The 18054-nt window shown below is 53.7% G+C and carries 17 protein-coding genes; 13 read left to right on the forward strand and 4 right to left on the reverse strand.

Going from position 1 to position 18054, the window contains the following annotated elements; all coding sequences use genetic code 11:
- Nucleotides 1-78 precede the first annotated feature (78 nt).
- Entirely contained in the window at nt 79-258 is a 180-nt protein-coding gene (locus BJU60_RS01365) for an aspartyl-phosphate phosphatase Spo0E family protein (RefSeq protein ID WP_070327150.1), read from the reverse strand.
- 189 nt (nt 259-447) lie between these two features.
- Between BJU60_RS01365 and BJU60_RS01370 the strand changes: the two genes are divergently transcribed.
- Both BJU60_RS01370 and BJU60_RS01375 read left to right on the forward strand, forming a co-directional pair.
- On the forward strand, nt 448-1146 hold the full coding sequence (locus tag BJU60_RS01370; protein ID WP_016510637.1) for a cytochrome c biogenesis CcdA family protein: 699 nt from the start codon (nt 448-450) through the stop codon (nt 1144-1146).
- 13 nt (nt 1147-1159) lie between these two features.
- The gene (locus BJU60_RS01375) at nt 1160-1618 is read left to right on the forward strand and encodes a CcdC family protein (RefSeq protein WP_174545499.1); all 459 of its coding nucleotides are present in this window, start codon (nt 1160-1162) and stop codon (nt 1616-1618) included.
- Nucleotides 1619-1654: 36 nt separating this feature from the next.
- On the opposite strand, the gene BJU60_RS01380 is transcribed toward BJU60_RS01375, so the two are convergent.
- From BJU60_RS01380 to BJU60_RS01390, 3 genes are all read right to left on the reverse strand, one after another.
- On the reverse strand, nt 1655-3217 hold the full coding sequence (locus tag BJU60_RS01380; RefSeq protein WP_070327151.1) for a solute symporter family protein: 1563 nt from the start codon (nt 3215-3217) through the stop codon (nt 1655-1657).
- Nucleotides 3214-3546 (reverse strand): DUF485 domain-containing protein, encoded by a 333-nt coding sequence (locus tag BJU60_RS01385; RefSeq protein WP_070327152.1) that lies wholly within the window; start codon nt 3544-3546, stop codon nt 3214-3216. The genes BJU60_RS01380 and BJU60_RS01385 overlap by 4 nt, the downstream gene beginning before the upstream one ends.
- A 264-nt stretch (nt 3547-3810) precedes the next feature.
- Nucleotides 3811-4242, reverse strand: a complete 432-nt coding sequence (locus BJU60_RS01390) for a DUF2621 family protein (RefSeq protein WP_070327153.1) — start codon at nt 4240-4242, stop codon at nt 3811-3813.
- Between the two features lie 180 nt (nt 4243-4422).
- Here BJU60_RS01390 and BJU60_RS01395 point away from each other — a divergent pair, with 180 nt between their 5' ends.
- From BJU60_RS01395 to BJU60_RS01445, 11 genes are all read left to right on the forward strand, one after another.
- A complete protein-coding gene (locus tag BJU60_RS01395; RefSeq protein ID WP_070327154.1) occupies nt 4423-6018 on the forward strand; it encodes a peptide chain release factor 3 in 1596 nt (531 codons plus the stop codon).
- Nucleotides 6019-6218: 200 nt separating this feature from the next.
- Nucleotides 6219-8933 (forward strand): aconitate hydratase AcnA, encoded by a 2715-nt coding sequence (acnA, locus tag BJU60_RS01400; protein WP_070327155.1) that lies wholly within the window; start codon nt 6219-6221, stop codon nt 8931-8933.
- A 106-nt stretch (nt 8934-9039) separates the two neighbouring features.
- Nucleotides 9040-9528, forward strand: coding sequence for a DUF3939 domain-containing protein (locus BJU60_RS01405; RefSeq protein ID WP_083273944.1), 489 nt, complete (start codon nt 9040-9042; stop codon nt 9526-9528).
- 127 nt (nt 9529-9655) lie between these two features.
- Nucleotides 9656-11221, forward strand: a complete 1566-nt coding sequence (locus tag BJU60_RS01410) for a BCCT family transporter (RefSeq protein WP_070327156.1) — start codon at nt 9656-9658, stop codon at nt 11219-11221.
- A 103-nt stretch (nt 11222-11324) separates the two neighbouring features.
- Entirely contained in the window at nt 11325-12011 is a 687-nt protein-coding gene (locus tag BJU60_RS01415) for a hypothetical protein (protein ID WP_070327157.1), read from the forward strand.
- Between the two features lie 57 nt (nt 12012-12068).
- Nucleotides 12069-14330, forward strand: coding sequence for an AAA family ATPase (locus BJU60_RS01420; RefSeq protein ID WP_070327158.1), 2262 nt, complete (start codon nt 12069-12071; stop codon nt 14328-14330).
- 30 nt (nt 14331-14360) lie between these two features.
- Nucleotides 14361-14780, forward strand: a complete 420-nt coding sequence (locus tag BJU60_RS01425; RefSeq protein ID WP_070327159.1) for an acyl-CoA thioesterase — start codon at nt 14361-14363, stop codon at nt 14778-14780.
- A 76-nt stretch (nt 14781-14856) separates the two neighbouring features.
- Nucleotides 14857-15741, forward strand: coding sequence for a M15 family metallopeptidase (locus BJU60_RS01430; RefSeq protein WP_254281615.1), 885 nt, complete (start codon nt 14857-14859; stop codon nt 15739-15741).
- 11 nt (nt 15742-15752) lie between these two features.
- The gene (gene plsY / locus BJU60_RS01435; protein ID WP_370251742.1) at nt 15753-16367 is read left to right on the forward strand and encodes a glycerol-3-phosphate 1-O-acyltransferase PlsY; all 615 of its coding nucleotides are present in this window, start codon (nt 15753-15755) and stop codon (nt 16365-16367) included.
- Nucleotides 16368-16592: 225 nt separating this feature from the next.
- Nucleotides 16593-17363 (forward strand): DeoR/GlpR family DNA-binding transcription regulator, encoded by a 771-nt coding sequence (locus tag BJU60_RS01440; RefSeq protein WP_070327161.1) that lies wholly within the window; start codon nt 16593-16595, stop codon nt 17361-17363.
- Between the two features lie 18 nt (nt 17364-17381).
- Nucleotides 17382-18044 carry a copper homeostasis protein CutC gene (locus tag BJU60_RS01445; protein WP_070327162.1) on the forward strand — a complete coding sequence of 221 codons (663 nt, stop codon included), beginning with the start codon at nt 17382-17384 and terminating at the stop codon, nt 18042-18044.
- Nucleotides 18045-18054: the final 10 nt, after the last annotated feature.

Here is an 18054-nt window from a genome sequence, read left to right on the forward strand (position 1 = left end):
TACAAAGGACACCCGTGGGGGTGTCCTTTTTCCATGGAAAAAGCTCGTCACTAGAAAGTGACGAGCTGGAGTTGATGATCAATTTAAGTTGTCTGCTAGGTGTTTCGAGAGGACGTGAGACGTGATTAACGTGTCTAGCTCTTGGCTGACATGAATCACTTCTGGAGACGTCCAACTGTACTGCGAGGCGATTTCATACAGTTCATCGCGTTTTTGTTCAATGGCATAGTGTAAGGTTTCAGCTGTGATGACCGCCACGGTATTTCCCCCATCATATTAAAATAGAACCTGGTGAAGTAGAATATCCAAATCTTAGCATTCAACACTACACATCACAAGTTACATTTCCATTTCAATGATTACAAAATCGGAAGAAGTGGACGGAGAAAAGATGCGAGCATTTTGAAATGGTTTTCGCTATAATGGGGCTGAAAGGTGGAAAAACGCATGGAAGTCACTTTATGGCTCGCTTTTGGGGCGGGCGTCTTGTCTTTTTTATCACCGTGTACGCTGCCGCTCTATCCGGTCTTTTTGTCGTATATCACAGGGGTATCTGTCTCTGACTTGAAAAGCGAAGGGCTCCGGCAACGGACGGCTTGGTTTCATACGTTCTCATTCTTATTCGGATTCTCGATCGTCTTTCTCGTCCTCGGTTTATCAACTTCGTTGATCGCCGACTTCTTCATTCAATTTAAAGATAGTCTACGCATGTTCGGGGCAATCCTTATTTTTGTGTTCGGGGTCTTTTTAGCGGGGCTGTGGCAACCGCGCTTCATGATGCGCGAAAAGAAACTCGCACTTGGAGAACGGAAGAGCGGGTATTTTGGGACCGTGTTGATCGGAATCGGGTTCGCAGCCGGATGGACGCCGTGCACAGGACCGATTCTCGCCGGGGTGATCGCACTGGCTGCGTCTAACCCGAGCCAAGGCATGGGGTATATGCTCGCTTACGTCATCGGGTTCTCGATCCCATTTCTCGTCATGGCCGGTTTCGTCGGCAAAATCAAATATTTGGCGCGCAACAGCGCGAAAGTAACAAAGTTCGGAGGCTATTTGATGATGGCTTTCGGAGTCGTATTATATTTTGATGGAATGAACCGCTTCGCTGCCTGGATGAGCGAACTAGTGGGATTCACCGGATTCTAAAGGGGCTGACCATATGTCGATATTTTGGGGATCGACTCTCGTCGCACTGCTGATGGGGGTCATCGCGAGTTTCGTTCGCGTGAAGGCATCAGCCCGACCGACGAATGCGAAAAAAATCTTGATTCCACCGCTAGCGATGTCGACGGGCATGCTTCAATTTTTAGTGCCGGCTTTTCGTCTGACATGGCTCGAAGTCGGTGAGGCGCTTGTCGTAGGCTTGATTTTTAGTATCTTTTTGATCAAGACGTCCAATTTTGAAAAACGTGATGGTGAGGTTTATTTATCCCGCTCGAAAGCGTTTTTCATCGTCGTCTTCGCCTTACTCGCGATCAGGACGGTCATGAAAGCGTTCCTCGGCGATGAGGTCAACATTTTCGCGACGGGCGGCTTGTTCTATTTGATCGCCTGGGGCATGATCGTGCCGTGGCGGATCGCCATGTATCAAAAATATAAGCGCATCGCGACGACATAAACAACGGCGTACCTCGAGCGAGGTACGCCGTTATTTTCAGTTGGAGCGTTTGGCCATGGCGACTTCGGTCTTGGCATCGATCCCGGTGTTCGCTTTCACAAGAATCCGTTCGAAGTTTCCGGCGGCCTCGTCCGACTTCGTCAAATATGTCCCGACGATGGCGGCAAGGAAACCGAGCGGGATCGACACGATGCCCGGGTTCGTCAGCGGGAACAACGCTTCGCCGACGAAGATGGCTGAGCCGTCCGGTGCCCATAGGTTCGGACTGATTGCGACGAGGAAGAGCGACGAGAACAACCCGACGACCATCCCGAAGATGGCTCCGCCCGTATTGAAGCGTCGCCAGTAGATCGTGAACAAAATGACCGGCAAGTTCGCGCTCGCCGCGACCGCGAAAGCGAGCGAGACGAGAAACGCGACGTTCATCGATTGGGCGAAGAAAGCGAGTCCCATCGAGACGATCGCGACGGCGATCGAGGCGATCCGTGCGGCCAAGACTTGTTCTTGCTCCGTTGCTTCACCTTTTCTGACGATCTGCCCGTAAAAGTCGTGGGCAAAAGCCGATGCCGCCGACAAGACGAGTCCGGCGACGACGGCAAGAATCGTCGCGAATGCGATCGCTGCCACGAAGGCAAACAATAAGTCGCCGCCGAGTACTTGCGCGAGGAGCGGTGCGGCCATGTTACCAGCTGGGTTCGCCGCGATGATGGCGTCTGACCCGACGAAGGCGGCAGCGCCGAAACCGAGGAAGATCGTGAGGATGTAAAACGCTCCGATGATCCAAGTCGCGTAGACGACGGATTGACGCGCGGTCGGTGCGTCCTTGACCGTGAAGAAACGGATGAGAATATGCGGCAGCCCGGCCGTCCCGAGGACGAGCGCCAAGTTCAACGAGATCGTATCGAGCGGAAGTTTGAACTTGTTACCCGGATTCAAGAAGCTTTCCCCGAGGGGTGTCGCTTTGCTGACTTCGGAGAACATGTTGAGCACTGAGAAATCAAATCTCGCGAACACGAGAAACGAGATGATCGCCGTCCCGATCATCAAGAGCACCGCTTTCGTTATCTGGACCCAAGACGTCGCCGTCATGCCGCCGAAGACGACGTAAACGGTCATCAACAAGCCGACAACGACGACACTCGTCGTGTAAGGGATGCCGAGCAGGAGCTCGATGAGCGCACCGGCGCCAACGAGCTGGGCAATCATGTAGAAAATCGAAATGACGATCGCGTTCATCGCCGCGACCCCGCGGACCCGCGGCTTGTTGAATCGGGCAGCGATCATGTCGGCCATCGTGTACTTGCCGAGGTTACGAAGCGGTTCGGCGACGAGGTATAAGACGACCAGATAAGCGACGAGGAAACCGATCGAATAAAAGAAACCGTCAAACCCGGCGAGTGCGATCATCCCGGCGATGCCGAGGAATGAGGCGGCCGACATGTAGTCCCCGGCAATGGCGAGCCCGTTTTGAAAACCGGTCAAGCCGCCGTCGGCCGTATAGAAGTCACTCGCCGTCTTCGTCTTGCGGGCGGCGAAGAACGTGATCACGAGCGTCAAGCCGACAATGGCGAGGAACAAGAGAATGGCTGTCCAGTTCATCGTCCGTCCTCCTCTTGCTTGATTTTCTCGACGAACTTGTCAAAGCGACGAGCACGGCGGCTATACAAAACGCAAAACGTCCACGTCATGAAGAACTGGGCGAAAGCAAGGACCCAGGCCCAAGTGATATCCCCAGCCACAGGGATGTTGAGGAACGTGAAATAGCTCGTAGAGATGGGGAGCGTGAAATAGAAGATAAGGGAAAAGATGATGGACGGAAGAATGAAACGGTTTTTTTCTCGCATCAGTTGGTGGAATGTGGCACTTTCGACGATTGATTCGGCAGAACGTGTACTTTCCGTACGCGTGGCTTGCGTGACGTCATGCATCGGTGGACCTCCTCGGTAATCAAGATAGCTACATTATAGAAACGGTACTAAAGGAAAAGCTATCCATTTTTTATTCGTTATTATCCATTTATTATACTAATATTGGTCATACCAATTAAATGTAAGCGTTTTCAATATTGTCTATAATTTGAACTCTATACAAGAATACTAAAAAGAAGACAAAAAGGTACTTTAGACCTAGTAACCGTATGTCACATATTGGCGAACGTGCATCAAAAAATGAGCCCCGTGGAATCCAGGGGCTCACTGTTGGAAATAACGTTTATAAGTCATCCAATCAATCTGCTCTTCTTCGAGCGCTTTCTTCAAAAACTTGTGGTCCCGCTTCGGTGTGGCGGCGATATATCCTTTGACGACGAGTTCTGTCGTCATCACTTTCGCTCTCGATTCGAGCGCGAACTGTCCGATCTTGCCGGCGATCTTGCGAATGGCGACATCGCGGAACAGCTCAGGCACTGGCGTGACGAGCCGATCGAGTAGCGTCCGTGTCTCGGGTGTCCACAGGTGGCGTGTCTTCGCGATGTAATCGTCCTCGATATCTAGGAGAGAGCGGCCGTCTTCTTTCGGCATCCGTTTTAAAAACTTACGGAACATGAAGTATCCGCCGATCGTCATCAACCCGATCATCACAAATCCCCAGAAGACAATGAAATACATCATCAAGTTTTCTGGCATCGTCTTTCCCCCGTTCTTTCATTTCACAATCATTCAAGCTTAGTATACAAAAAAGACCGCGAATACAAAAGCATGAGCATCCCATAATGATGGACGAAACGACGCCGTTTCGTTAGAATAGAGAGCGTTGCAGTCAGAAATGAGAATGAATTTGAAAGTCTGGAAAGGAAAGGACTCTATATGAATCAATTAAAACAAGAAGTAGAGAAACGCCGCATTTTCGGCATCATCTCCCACCCGGATGCCGGTAAGACGACACTCACGGAGAAATTGCTCTTACACGGGGGAGCGATCCGCGAGGCGGGGACGGTCAAAGCCCGCAAAAACTCAAAACACGCCAAGTCCGATTGGATGGAGATCGAGAAGCAACGGGGCATCTCTGTCACGTCGTCTGTCATGCAGTTCGTCTATCGCGACAAGGTCGTCTCGATCATGGACACGCCGGGTCACAACGACTTCGGAGAAGACACGTACCGCGTCTTGACGTCTGTCGACAGTGCGGTCATGGTCATCGATGCCGCCAAAGGGATCGAGACACAGACGAAGAAATTATTCCAAGTCTGTCGTATGCGTGGTATCCCGATCTTCACGTTCATGAACAAGTTGGACCGTCAGGCGAAAGATCCGCTCGAGCTCATGGAAGAACTTGAAGAAGTGCTCGGTATGCCTTCGGTCGCCGTCACATGGCCAATCGGCAGTGGGATGCAGTTCGAAGGTGTGTTCGATCGTATCAAGAACGAGATCCACTTGTTCCGTGGCGAGAAAGGCAAGCTCACGTTGAACGAGGACGGGGTCAACGATCCTGTGCTCGCCGACTACTTGACAGAAGAAAACTTGACGAACTTGCGCGACGAGATCGACCTGTTAGACGGTGCCGGCAACGACATCGACGTCGAGACGATCCAATCAGGTAAGCTGACACCTGTCTTCTTCGGTACGGCGCTCGTCGACTTCGGGGTGACGTCATTCTTAGACCACTACCTCGATATGTCGCCGGCCCCAGAGGCCCGTAAATCGAACGTCGGTCCGATCGACCCGACGTCTGAAGACTTCAGTGGTTTCGTCTTCAAGATTCAAGCGAACATGAACCCGGCCCACCGTGACCGCATCGCCTTCGTCCGCATCTGTTCGGGTGTGTTCGAACGGGGAATGGACGTCACGTTGACGCGGACCGGCAAGAAAATCAAACTGAGTCAATCGACGCAGTTGATGGCCAACGACCGGGAGACTGTCGATAAGGCGTTTGCCGGTGACGTCATCGGGATCTACGATTCTGGGACGTACCAGATCGGTGACACGATCACGACGTCGAAGCAAAAGATCGCGTTCGAGGCGTTGCCGACGTTCCCGCCGGAATTGTTCATGCGCGTCTCGCCGATCAACTCGCTCAAGTCGAAACACTTCCACAAAGGTGTCGAGCAACTCGCCCAAGAAGGAGCGATCCAAGTGTACCGCAACGAGTATAACGAGATTTATCTCGGCGCGGTCGGTCAACTCCAGTTCGAGGTGTTCGAATATCGTCTCAATAACGAGTACGGGGTCGACATCCGGATGGAGCCGGTATCGTACAGTGTCGCTCGCTGGGTGAAAGACAAAGAATTGAAGGCGCTCAAGCCGTTCCAAGACTCACGAAACATGCTCGTGACCGACCGTTGGGAACGCCCTGTGTTCTTGTTCGCCAACGAGTTCACGTTTGACCGTTTCAAAGAACGCTATGAAGATGAGTTGACGCTCGTCGACGCACTCGATGTCAATGTCGAGATCGGTGCCGAATAAGCTAGATTGTAAAGACGGCCTTAGATGGCCGTCTTTTTTCGTGTTTTGAGACGATCGGGGCAATTGATAAGTTTTACTTATGACTAATTTGTGACGGAATGTATTTTACGTCACGCTATAGTTGTATTATGATAAACATGTGATAAGTAAGCGATTACGGCAACTGCTGTGGTCGTCGCTTTCAAAAAGGGGGAAATTGTATGGAACAGACGAACGTAGTAGACGCTTTTTCATCTCGGACACAGTTCGAGGTCAACGGACAAGCGTACGATTATTACCGGCTTAAAAAGTTAGAGGAAGAAGGGGTGACGGAACTCAGTCGCCTCCCGTACTCGATTCGTGTCTTGCTCGAGTCGGTTTTGCGTCAACAAGACGGCCGTGCCATCACGAAAGAACATGTCGAGAACTTGGCAAAATGGGGTACTGCCGGCGTCTCGAAAGACATTGACGTACCGTTCAAACCGGCTCGCGTCGTCTTGCAAGATTTCACGGGTGTCCCGACGGTCGTCGACCTCGCTTCACTTCGTAAAGCGATGGCTGACCTTGGTGGCGACCCGAACAAGATCAACCCGGAAATCCCGGTCGATCTCGTCGTCGACCACTCGGTCCAAGTCGATGCCTACGGATTCGCCGGCGCGCTCATGAAAAACATGGACATCGAGTTCGAGCGGAACGAAGAGCGTTACAAATTCTTGCGTTGGGCTCAGACTGCGTTTGACAACTACCGTGCCGTACCACCGGCAACGGGAATCGTCCACCAAGTCAACCTCGAGTACTTGGCGTCGGTCGTGCTTGAAAAGAATGATGGGATAGGTAATGTCGCGTATCCAGATTCACTCGTCGGAACGGATTCGCACACAACCATGATCAACGGACTCGGTGTCCTCGGCTGGGGCGTCGGCGGAATCGAAGCCGAAGCGAGCATGCTCGGCCAACCGTCATACTTCCCGGTACCAGACGTCGTCGGCGTCAAGATCATCGGTGAGGTCAACCCAGGTGTCACAGCGACAGACGTCGCGCTCGTCGTGACCGAGATGCTTCGTAACGAGAAAGTCGTCGGCAAGTTCGTCGAGTTCTTCGGACCGTCGCTCCACACGATGCCGCTCTCTGACCGGGCGACGATCGCCAACATGGCGCCTGAGTACGGGGCGACATGTGGCTTCTTCCCGGTCGATACGGAAACGTTGAACTACATGCGTACGACAGGTCGCTCTGAAGAGTTGATCGACCTCGTCGAGGCGTACTCGAAAGCGAACGACATGTTCTACACACCTGATCAAGCCGATCCGGCGTTCACAAAGACGCTCACACTCGACTTGTCTAAAGTAGAACCTTCACTCGCAGGCCCGAAACGTCCGCAAGACCGCATCAACTTGTCTGACTTGCATACGGCGTTCATCGACAGCTTGAGCGCACCGGCCGGACACAGCGGCTTCGGTCTCGACCGTGCCGAGCTCGACAAGAAAGCTGCCATCCATTATGAGGATGGATCGGTCGACATGCAGACGGGTGACGTCGCGATCGCGGCGATCACGAGCTGTACGAACACGTCGAACCCTTACGTCATGGTCGGCGCTGGCCTCGTGGCCAAGAAAGCCGTCGAACGTGGACTCACGGTACCGAAATACGTGAAGACGTCGCTCGCCCCGGGCTCGAAAGTCGTTACTGACTACCTCGATAAAGCCGGACTCACGACGTACCTCGACCAGCTCGGGTTCAACACGGTCGGTTACGGCTGTACGACATGTATCGGGAACTCTGGGCCGCTCGACCGCGAAGTCGAAGAGACGATCACGTCGAACGATCTTCTCGTGTCGTCCGTGCTCTCGGGTAACCGTAACTTCGAGGGCCGCGTCCATCCGCTCGTCAAAGCGAACTTCTTGGCGTCACCGCCACTCGTCGTCGCTTACGCGCTCGCAGGGTCGGTCAACTTCGACATCATGAACGAATCATTCGGGACGGATAAAGACGGCAACGAAGTCTTCTTCAAAGACATCTGGCCGTCAAACGATGAGATCAAGATGGTCGTCCAAGACGTCGTCTCGCCGGAAGCGTTCCGCAAAGAGTACGATACGGTGTTCACGGGCAACGAACGTTGGAACGCACTCGCCGTCCCAGAAGGTAACTTGTACGACTTCTCGGACGACTCGACGTACATCCAAAACCCGCCGTTCTTCGAAAACCTCGAACCGGAAGCGGGCGTTGTGCTCCCACTTAATGGTCTTCGTGTCATCGGTAAGTTCGCCGATTCGGTTACGACTGACCACATCTCGCCGGCAGGAGCGTTCTCGAAGACGACACCAGCTGGGCAATACCTGCAGTCGAAAGGCGTCGCGCCGCTCGACTTCAACTCATACGGGTCGCGTCGTGGTAACCACGAAGTGATGATGCGCGGTACGTTCGCGAACATCCGTATCCGTAACCAAGTCGCGCCTGGCACAGAAGGCGGATACACGACGTACTGGCCGACAGGTGAGATCATGCCGATGTATGATGCGGCTATGAAATATAAAGAGCAAGGCACAGGCTTGATCGTGCTCGCCGGAAACGACTATGGCATGGGCTCGTCGCGTGACTGGGCAGCCAAAGGTACGAACCTGCTCGGTATTCGTGCCGTCATCGCCCAAAGTTTCGAACGGATTCACCGTTCAAACCTCGTCATGATGGGTGTGTTACCGCTCCAGTTCATGGACGGTGAGTCTGCGGAATCACTCGGACTGACAGGCGAAGAGGCACTCGACATCCAAGTCGATGAGTCGGTACGTCCGCGCGACATCTTGAACGTCACGGCCACGCATGAAAACGGCACGGTGACATCGTTCAAAGTCGTCGCCCGCTTCGACTCGGAAATTGAGATCGACTACTACCGTCACGGCGGGATCCTCCAGATGGTCCTCCGTAACAAATTGAAGTAAGCGTCAGACCTTCCTTTGAAAAAAGGAAGGTTTTTTTCGTGAATATGCGAATATAAGGTGAGATGGTCACAGATAACGGGAAAGGAACGGGGAGAGGGGGGAGTGTATGGAACGACAAACACGGTCAGGAAAAAATTGGTGGCAGCGTCTGACGCAAAAAGAAGAAGTAGTGGAGCAAGAAGTCGATATCACGTTGCCGCAACTGCGGGAAGCCATCCATGAGTACGAACAGACATTGCCGAAAGGGGTCAACCGGACGGTGCTGTTGGACGAGTCTCAAGAAATCGATCTCGGACGCTTGAAACGTCACTTGCCAGGCAAGCCAAGACAGCGGTTTTACATGTCAAAAGAGACGTTCCACATCGCCCCAGAGGACGAGCGCGACGTCGTCTATGAGATGGACCAGGTGCAGCGGGCGCTCGACTTATATTTCGAGCAAGAAAAAAAGTTGCCGTTACGCAAATTCCAACAGTCGGCGCAACTTGATTTGACGCGTCTGCGTGAAGGCGGCTATTTGAAAGTGTTGCCTAAACGCCCCTATTATGTCGTCGATGAGACGTTGATCGTATCGTTAGAACCGAAGCCGACTGAGTGACGAGATTGCATCGTCACTTTTTTCATCGTGACACGAGCGAACGCGTTTTCGGGTTGTGCCGAGATTGTAAACTGTGTTAGGGTGGAAAACGTATATGAAAATAAGAGAATTAAATAGGAGTGAGATTATGGAAAGAGAAAGTCGAGTGACGACCGTATTTATCGTATCAGCCATCATTACGGTCCTCTTTACGATTTGGGGAATCTTCCCTGAACGCTTGCTCGGAAACGCAAGCTTGATCAACGTGACGACGAAACTGCAAGGTTTGCTCTCGAACGGGATGGGCTGGTTCTACCTGCTCAGCGCGACCGGCATTTTACTCGTCGCGATTTTTTTAATCTTTTCGCGCTTCGGGTCGATCCGACTCGGAAAAGATACAGACCGACCGGATTTCGGATATTTGACATGGTTCGCCATGCTGTTCAGTGCCGGGATGGGAATTGGTCTCATCTTCTGGGGAGCGGCGGAACCGTTGCTTCACTTCCACGCGCCACCATTCGAATCGCCGACGCCGGAAGGGGACGCGCGCACGGCGATGCGTTACGCCTTCTTCCATTGGGGCTTCCACCCGTGGGCGATTTACGCGATGATCGCTCTCGCCATCGCCTACTCGACGTTCCGTAAAGGGCGTCCGGCGACGATCGGGGAGACGATCGGTTCACTCGTCAACAACCGCTATGAACGTCCGGTCAAACAGACGGTCGACATTTTGGCCGTCGTCGCAACAGCGTTCGGGGTCGCGACGTCGCTCGGATTCGGTGCCCAGCAGATTGCCGGTGGGCTTCACTACTTAATTCCCGGCGTACCGAACGCGTTCTCGACGCAGTTGATCATCATCGCCGTCGTGACGGTGCTGTATATGTTCAGTGCCTCGACCGGATTAGATAAAGGGATTCGCATTCTCAGTAACACGAACATCTTCCTAGCCATTGTCTTGCTCGTCGCGACGCTCATCGCCGGACCGAGCGCGTTCATTCTCGACTTGTTCACGCAGACGATCGGGACGTACTTGCAACAATTGCCGACGACGAGCTTCCGTACGGGTGCTTTTGAACCGGTCGAGCGCGAGTGGATCAACGGCTGGACGATCTTCTACTGGGCGTGGTGGATCTCATGGTCACCGTTCGTCGGGACGTTTATCGCCCGTGTCTCAAAAGGTCGGACGATCCGCGAGTTCATCATCGGAATCTTGCTCGTGCCAACGTCGTTCGGACTGCTTTGGTTCTCTGTCTTCGGCGGATCGGCCATTTGGGCTGACTTGTTCGGTGGAGCGAACTTGATCGACACGGTCAACGAGATCGGAACGGAAGTCGGACTGTTTGCCTTGTTCGAGACGTTCGGTGGATTCGGGACGGTGCTCAGCATCGTCGCCATCTTCTTGATCTCGACGTTCTTCATCACTTCAGCCGACTCGGCGACATATGTGCTCGGGATGCTGACGACGGGAGGGAAACTCATCCCGCCGATGCGGATCAAGTTGATTTGGGGCTTCATCCAATCATCGATCGCAGCCGTGCTCTTGTATGCGGGTGGTCTCGGCGCGCTTCAAGCCGTCGCGATCCTTGTCGCCTTCCCGTTCATCTTCGTGCTGATTCTGATGATTGTCGCCTTGTTCAAGGACTTGGCCGATGAACCGGACGAACGGGATAAGTGGATTGAAAGCTATAAGCGTGATGAAGATAAACTTGGATAAAATTAAGGGGTCTCAGTCGAGGCCCTTTTTTTAGTTGTAAATGTTTTGCATGGCACCCTCGCTAGTGTAGGATAGTAAGTGAAGAATATTGGGAGGGCATGTTATGAAACGAGAAGTGAAAAAGCGGCTCAGTTGGATCATTTTTGCCGGCATCCTCATCGTCGGCGCTCTGCTCGCTTATAATTTTTATTTGGTCACCAACTTGAATGATGACGACAACAGTCGTGAGAATCGGACCGAACCGTTCTACACGTCCGTCGAAATCGGCTATGAAGAGAAGAAGTTGCCGGCAGCCGGGGAGACACTCGAAGTTCGCAACTACCTCGTCACGTACGATGAGAACGGACATTTCGTATCCGAGGTCGTATCGGGACCGAACGCCGGTGCCCGGGCCGAATGGGATGGCACGATGTACCGTGAGTTCAATCCGGAAGGCGACGAAACGAACAGTCAAGAGACGAGTTCGGGTGCAGTTGCCCCCCATCCGTTCTTGTCGCGGGCGACGAACGAACAGATTCGCAAGTGGCTTGATGACGGGACGCTAGGTACGGGTGAAGGTGACGTCAATATCATCGGTCGGACAGCTCAGGCGTTCGTCAAAACGGAATCCGCCGAGGCGGTACCTGCGGAGTGGGTCGAGAAATACCCATCGATCTTCGACGAAGACGAAAATGAGGAAGCGGTGACGTATTACGTCGATGTGAACGAACGGATCCTGCTCGCTGCTGAGTCACGCAACAACGGGAACTTGTTCCACTCAATTCGCATGACTTCTTTTGAAGCACTATAACCCGACGAGGAGCAGACTGAGACGTCGGCTCCTTTGTCGTCTGAAAGGGAGAACTTTATGAAACAGATCCATTTGGAACAAGTTCAACATGACTTGGAACGGTGGGAACAAGGCGACAAGGTCGATGAAGCGGCGCTCTTGTCCTATGCCCACTGGTCGCGTGCGACAGAGCATAACGACGAGTTGATCCGGACGTTGACACTGCTTTCGACGAGACGGTTGCAGCACAACCAAACGATCGATCCGCTCCTCAATCGCTGGGTGAAGGAACTCGAGTCGCTCGGCGCTTTACCGGCCGAACTGAGGGTCAGCCAACTGAATGAGAAGTTGCGCCGCTTCAGACAATCGCTCCATGTCGACTGGCCGACTCTTCGCGAAGCCGACTACGCCTCGATGAAAGTCCAAATTTTGACCGAGTACGAAGCGAAGACGTCCGAACTGCTCGATCAGCTCGATCGGTTACACGACGAAATCGAACGAGCCAAGTCAGATCTGCGGGACTCCGAGTTCAAAGATCAATTGGAGCGTTTGTTCGAGGTCGTCATCGAAGCGATGCAAGAAGTCGCGTCACTCGAAGATGACACCGCGTCACTGCTCGCGTCGATGCAAGGCAACTACTTCAGCCGGGAGGCGTTCCGTCGTTTCGGTGAGCGGGTCGGTCTCGTCAAACAACGGATCGATGCGATTTGCGAGCTGTTGCCGGAACGCCCACGGGAGGTCCGTTCGAGTGCGATCGAGTCGCTCGAGTCGATGATCGGTCTAACGGAAGTGAAGCAGCGGGTAAAAGCGTGGTATCGGTTCTTGTTGTTCCAAAAAGAACGGGACAAGGCCGGTTTCTCGTCGAAACATCAACCATCGCTCCATCTCGTCTTCACAGGGAACCCCGGTACCGGCAAAACGACGCTCGCCCGGCTCATGGCCGAGATCTATTTCGAGCTCGGTCTTCTCGGACGGCCCGATGTTATCGAGGCAGACCGTTCGAGCCTTGTCGGTGCTTTCGTCGGCCAGACGGAAGAACAAGTCATGAATAAAGTCAAGGAAGCCGAAGGGGGCGTCTTGTTCATCGATGAGGCATACGCGCTCAAACGGCAAGATGCGAGCGGGAGCGATTATGGACAAGCGGCAATCGACACACTCGTCGCCGCTATGACGAGCGGGGAATATGCCGGAAAGTTCGTCGTCATCCTGGCCGGTTATCCGGAAGAGATGCGCCACTTCTTACTCGCGAATCCAGGACTCAGGTCGCGGTTCCCTGAATCGAACCATTACGAGCTGCCGAACTACAGCGACGAAGAGCTCGTCGCGATCGGTGAGAAAGTGGCCGAGGAGAACAACTATGTGCTGACGACCGATGCCAAGCGCGCCCTCATCGCCCGGATTGACCGGGAACGAGTCGATGCGACGTTCGGGAACGCCCGGACCGTCCATAACATCTTGCTCGATGCGATGTTCAAAAAAGGATCTCGTTTCGGTGCCGACGCCCCGCTCGATGAGATGGCTTTGTTGACAGAGCTCGACTTTGAAGAGGCAACGAGCGAAGATGGCACGGCTCCGACGCTTGATGACATGATCGGGATGGAAGAAGCGAAACGACAGCTTCAGGAGATCGAGGCGTTGATCACGATTCAAAGACGGCGGCGCGAGCTCGGGCTGAAGACGGCTCCGGTCCAACTTCACGCCGCGCTTGTCGGCAACAGCGGTACCGGCAAGACGACGTTTGCGCACGTGTACGCTCAGTTGTTGAAGAAGACTGGCTACTTGAAACGGGGACATTTGAAAGTCGTCAGCCGTGCCGACCTCGTCAGCGGCTACGTCGGACAGACGGCTCAAAAGACGAAAGCAGCCATCCGCGACGCGCTCGGCGGGGTATTGCTGATCGATGAGGCGTACAGTTTGAACGGCGGTCCGAACGACTACGGACGCGAAGCGATCGATACGCTCGTCGACGAGATGCCGAAGCACGGGGAGAACCTCGTCGTCATTTTGGCGGGCTATGAGGCGCCGATGCGCCGGTTGATCGATTCGAACCCAGGACTGAGCAGTAGGATCAAACGAACGATTCAGTTCGACGACTATTCACTCGCCCAACTTTCCCAAATCGCGAACAGCTATGCCGAGAAGTTCGGTTATGCGTTCGGGGAAGGTGTCGAAGCGGCACTGGCCGAACGACTGAAGCATGCAGATAAACCGAACGCACGGACGGCGCTGTCGCTCATCGATGAGGCGATCGCCCGGCAATCGTACCGGCTCATCGCCGAGAACGCCGAGAATAGCGAGTTAAATCAGATTTTAGTAGTAGATATTAAGAGTAAGTTATAATATACTGTAGACTGAAAAGAGGGCGATTTGATGCATACGATTCAGATTCCTGTACGATACCAAGAGACGGACATGATGGGGATCGTCTATCATGCGAATTATTTAGTCTACCTTGAGATCGCGAGAACCGAGTTGTTACGACAACTCGGAGTGGAATATAAAGACATGGAACAGGCCGGATTCGTGTCGCCGGTGACGAACGTGACGGTCGACTATAAGAAGAGCGTCACGTTCGGGGACACGGTCAACGTGCGCGTCTGGGTCGACAGTTATTCGAAGATCCGTACCGTCTACGGGTACGAGTTGACCGACCAAAACAATGATTTGGTCGGGACGGCGAAGACGACGCATGTCGTCGTGAAGCGCGGCGATTTCAAGCCGATCCGGCTCGACCGGGAATTTCCGGCATGGCACGATATGTATTTGAAAGTCCTGAGCCCGGTTCAATAACAGTCGTTCCTTTGTACCGTCAGTGTGGTATCATATCTTGACGGTATTTTTTTGTATGAAGAAAGGGGAAGATTGCATGCGAAAACCATCTATGTTGATGGTGTGCTGCGCCTTGACGCTCACGTTAGTGGGATGTACGACAAGCGAACAAGCTGATCCGAACGAACCGATAGAACAACCGACCGTGTCTGACACGGAGAAGCCGGCGGAAACGCCGACTGATAACGAGACGGCACCGGCAGAGCCAGCTCCGGAAGCAGAGGAACCGGCCGAAACGGACAAGGACGAACAACCGGCGACCGAACCAGAGCCGTCGGTCGAGGAAGAACCAGTGTCCGAACCGGACGACCCGAGTCAACCGATCGAATTGAACGGGCAAGCAAACCTTGAGTTGGACGCACTCGTCCTCGTCAATAAACAGATTGCCTTGCCAAGTGATTATCAACCGGCCGATTTGGTGCCGGCGAACATCGATTTCGTCGATTCGGCGACCGGTGAGCGTAGAATGTTGCGTAAAGAAGCGGCCCGTGCCATCGAGTCACTCATGAAGGACGCGAAAGCGACCGGGATTGATTTGAAAGGGACGAGCGCGTTTCGGACGTATGCGTATCAAGTGCAGTTGTTCAACGCCTACGTCGCGCGTGACGGCAAGGAGCAGGCCATGAAGTACTCGGCGCCTCCGGGACACTCAGAGCATCAGACAGGGCTCGCGATCGACGTCTCGAGCGCATCAGTCGGCTATCAACTGACGCAAGAGCTTGAACAGACGACAGAGGGCAAGTGGCTTGCCGACAATGCACACAAGTACGGGTTTATCGTCCGTTACCAACGTGCTTACGAAGCGGAAACCGGTTATATGTATGAACCGTGGCACTTACGATATATCGGGGTAGACCATGCGACGAACGTTCATAAAGCGAACGTTCCGTTCGAGCGCTACCTCGAGCAATTAATGGACTAAGGGGAATTGCGATGCCTTACATGACAGAAGTAATGATCATCATCGTCAGCTATTTGCTCGGCTCGATCCCGTTCGCGCTCATCGTCGGAAAGCTCGGCTATCGAGTCGATGTGCGGGAGCATGGGAGCGGGAACTTAGGGACGACAAACACGTTCCGCGTGCTCGGAAAAAAAGCGGGGACGCTCGTATTGTTAGGAGATATGGGGAAAGGGTTGGTCGCGGCGCTGTTGCCGCTCCTGTTCGGGAGCGACATGAGTCTCTTGCTCGCAGGGATTCCAGCCATCATCGGCCACTCGTACCCGATCTTCGCCAAGTTCAAAGGCGGAAAATCGGTCGCGACGAGCGCCGGGATCTTACTCGCGGCGTTCCCATGGTTCTTCTTCGTCGTCGTCGGGACGTTTATCGTGGCGCTCCTCATCTCGAAGATGGTGTCGCTCTCGTCGATGGCGGCGTCAGCCGTCGGACTCGTGACGGTCGTGACGTATAGCGTCATCACGAAAGATTGGTTGCCGCTCATCGTCATCGTGCCGCTCGCCTTGTTCATCATCATCAAGCACCGTACGAACTGGCAACGGATCCGCGCGGGCACCGAACCGAAAGTGCCGCTGTTCCAAAAGAAAAAATAAAGATGTTGCCGAACGGGACCTGTCTATCAGGTTCCGTTCGGTTTTTGTCGTTTGCGACGAAACGATTTCGAACGACCGACCAATTGTTGTGGATTTCCGTGGATTTTTGCTAAAAAGAATGAAAAAAGTGTTGGATTTGCCCGTTCTTTACTTTCAGTTTACGTTAAATTTACATCCGTTCGCTAAAATGGGAAAGGAAGCGATTTTTGCGGAGGAGGCAGGCTTGTGTCGTTAATTGGAGAAGAACGTAAACAAAAGATTGTCGAGTGGATCGAGCGGGAAGGTAAAGTGAAGACGAGTGAACTGATTGAACGGTTGAACGTCTCGGGGGAGTCGATTCGCCGCTACTTAGAAGAGCTTGAGAAAGAACATCGCATCAAACGGGTATACGGGGGGGCCGTCTTGCATCAAAGCGTCTCGTTCCAACCGATGACGATTTCGAACATGGACGGGATTCGTCGCATCGCCTATACGGCGTTTCAACTTGTCGAAGACGACATGCTACTCTACATCGGGCATGGTGTCGCCCCCGAGCAAGTCGCGTCAAGGCTCCGCGGGCGAAACTTGACGGTCGTCACGCCTTCACTCATGGTCGCGAAAGCGCTATTCGAGCAGCGGGCCAAAGGTGTGTTCACGGGCGATATTCAATTGCTCGGAGGTACGATTGACCCGAAACATCTCGTTACCGTCGGCGAACAAGTGCTTCAACAACTGAAAGCGTACGTGTTCGATATGGCGATTTTGTCTGTCGAAGGGGTCGACGCGACGCTCGGGCTGACGTGTGACGCCCATGGGCTGTCGACTGTGACGCAAGCCGTCATGACGCAGAGCCGTATGTGTTATCTACTCGCCGACCACACCCAGTTCAATCAACAGAAACGATATCGTGTCTCCGACTTCTCGACGGTGACGACGATCATCTCGGATTTTCCGGAACCGACCGATTGGAAGCGGGCGCTGGCCGAACACGAGGTCGAATGGCGTTTCGCACCATAAATCAAGGAGGAATCATTTATGATCGAAGTCATCGTCACGACGTTAAACGAAGCGAAAGCGGCGGCACGGTACGGGGCGAATCGGCTCGAACTGATTGCCGATATGCGCGCCGGTGGAACGACCCCGAGCTTCGGGACGATCCGTAACGTATTGGAGCACGTCACGATCCCTGTCCACGTCATGATCCGGCCGCATACCGACTCGTTCGTCTACAGCGAAGATGATAGTGAGACGATTTTGGCGGATGTCGGGCTGTGCCGTGAGCTCGGGGCCGACGGGATCGTCTTCGGCGCATTGACGGAAGACGGACGAATCGATGAACGGCTGCTCGGCGAGGTCATCAAGCATAAAGGTGACATGGCGCTCACGTTCCACCGGGCGATCGACGAGGCGGCTGATCTCATTCAAGCGGTGGACGTGTTGAACGGATTTCCGGAAGTCGATCAAATTTTGACGTCCGGGGGAGCGGTGACGGCCGTTGAAGGGATCGAACGTCTCGAAGCGATGCGGGACGCGGCGACGATGACGATACTGCCTGGAGCCGGGATCACGGCGGACAACGTCGCTCAAATCGTCGCCCGGCTCGATGTTCCTTTCGTCCATGTCGGCAACGGTGTTCGGACGGACGGGAGACTCGACGAGGCGAAATTTCAAAACCTGCTCGAGCAAATGAAACGCTAAAAACAGTCGG

The sequence above is a fragment of the Exiguobacterium aurantiacum genome, from assembly GCF_001766415.1.
Lineage (GTDB): Bacteria > Bacillota > Bacilli > Exiguobacteriales > Exiguobacteriaceae > Exiguobacterium > Exiguobacterium aurantiacum_A.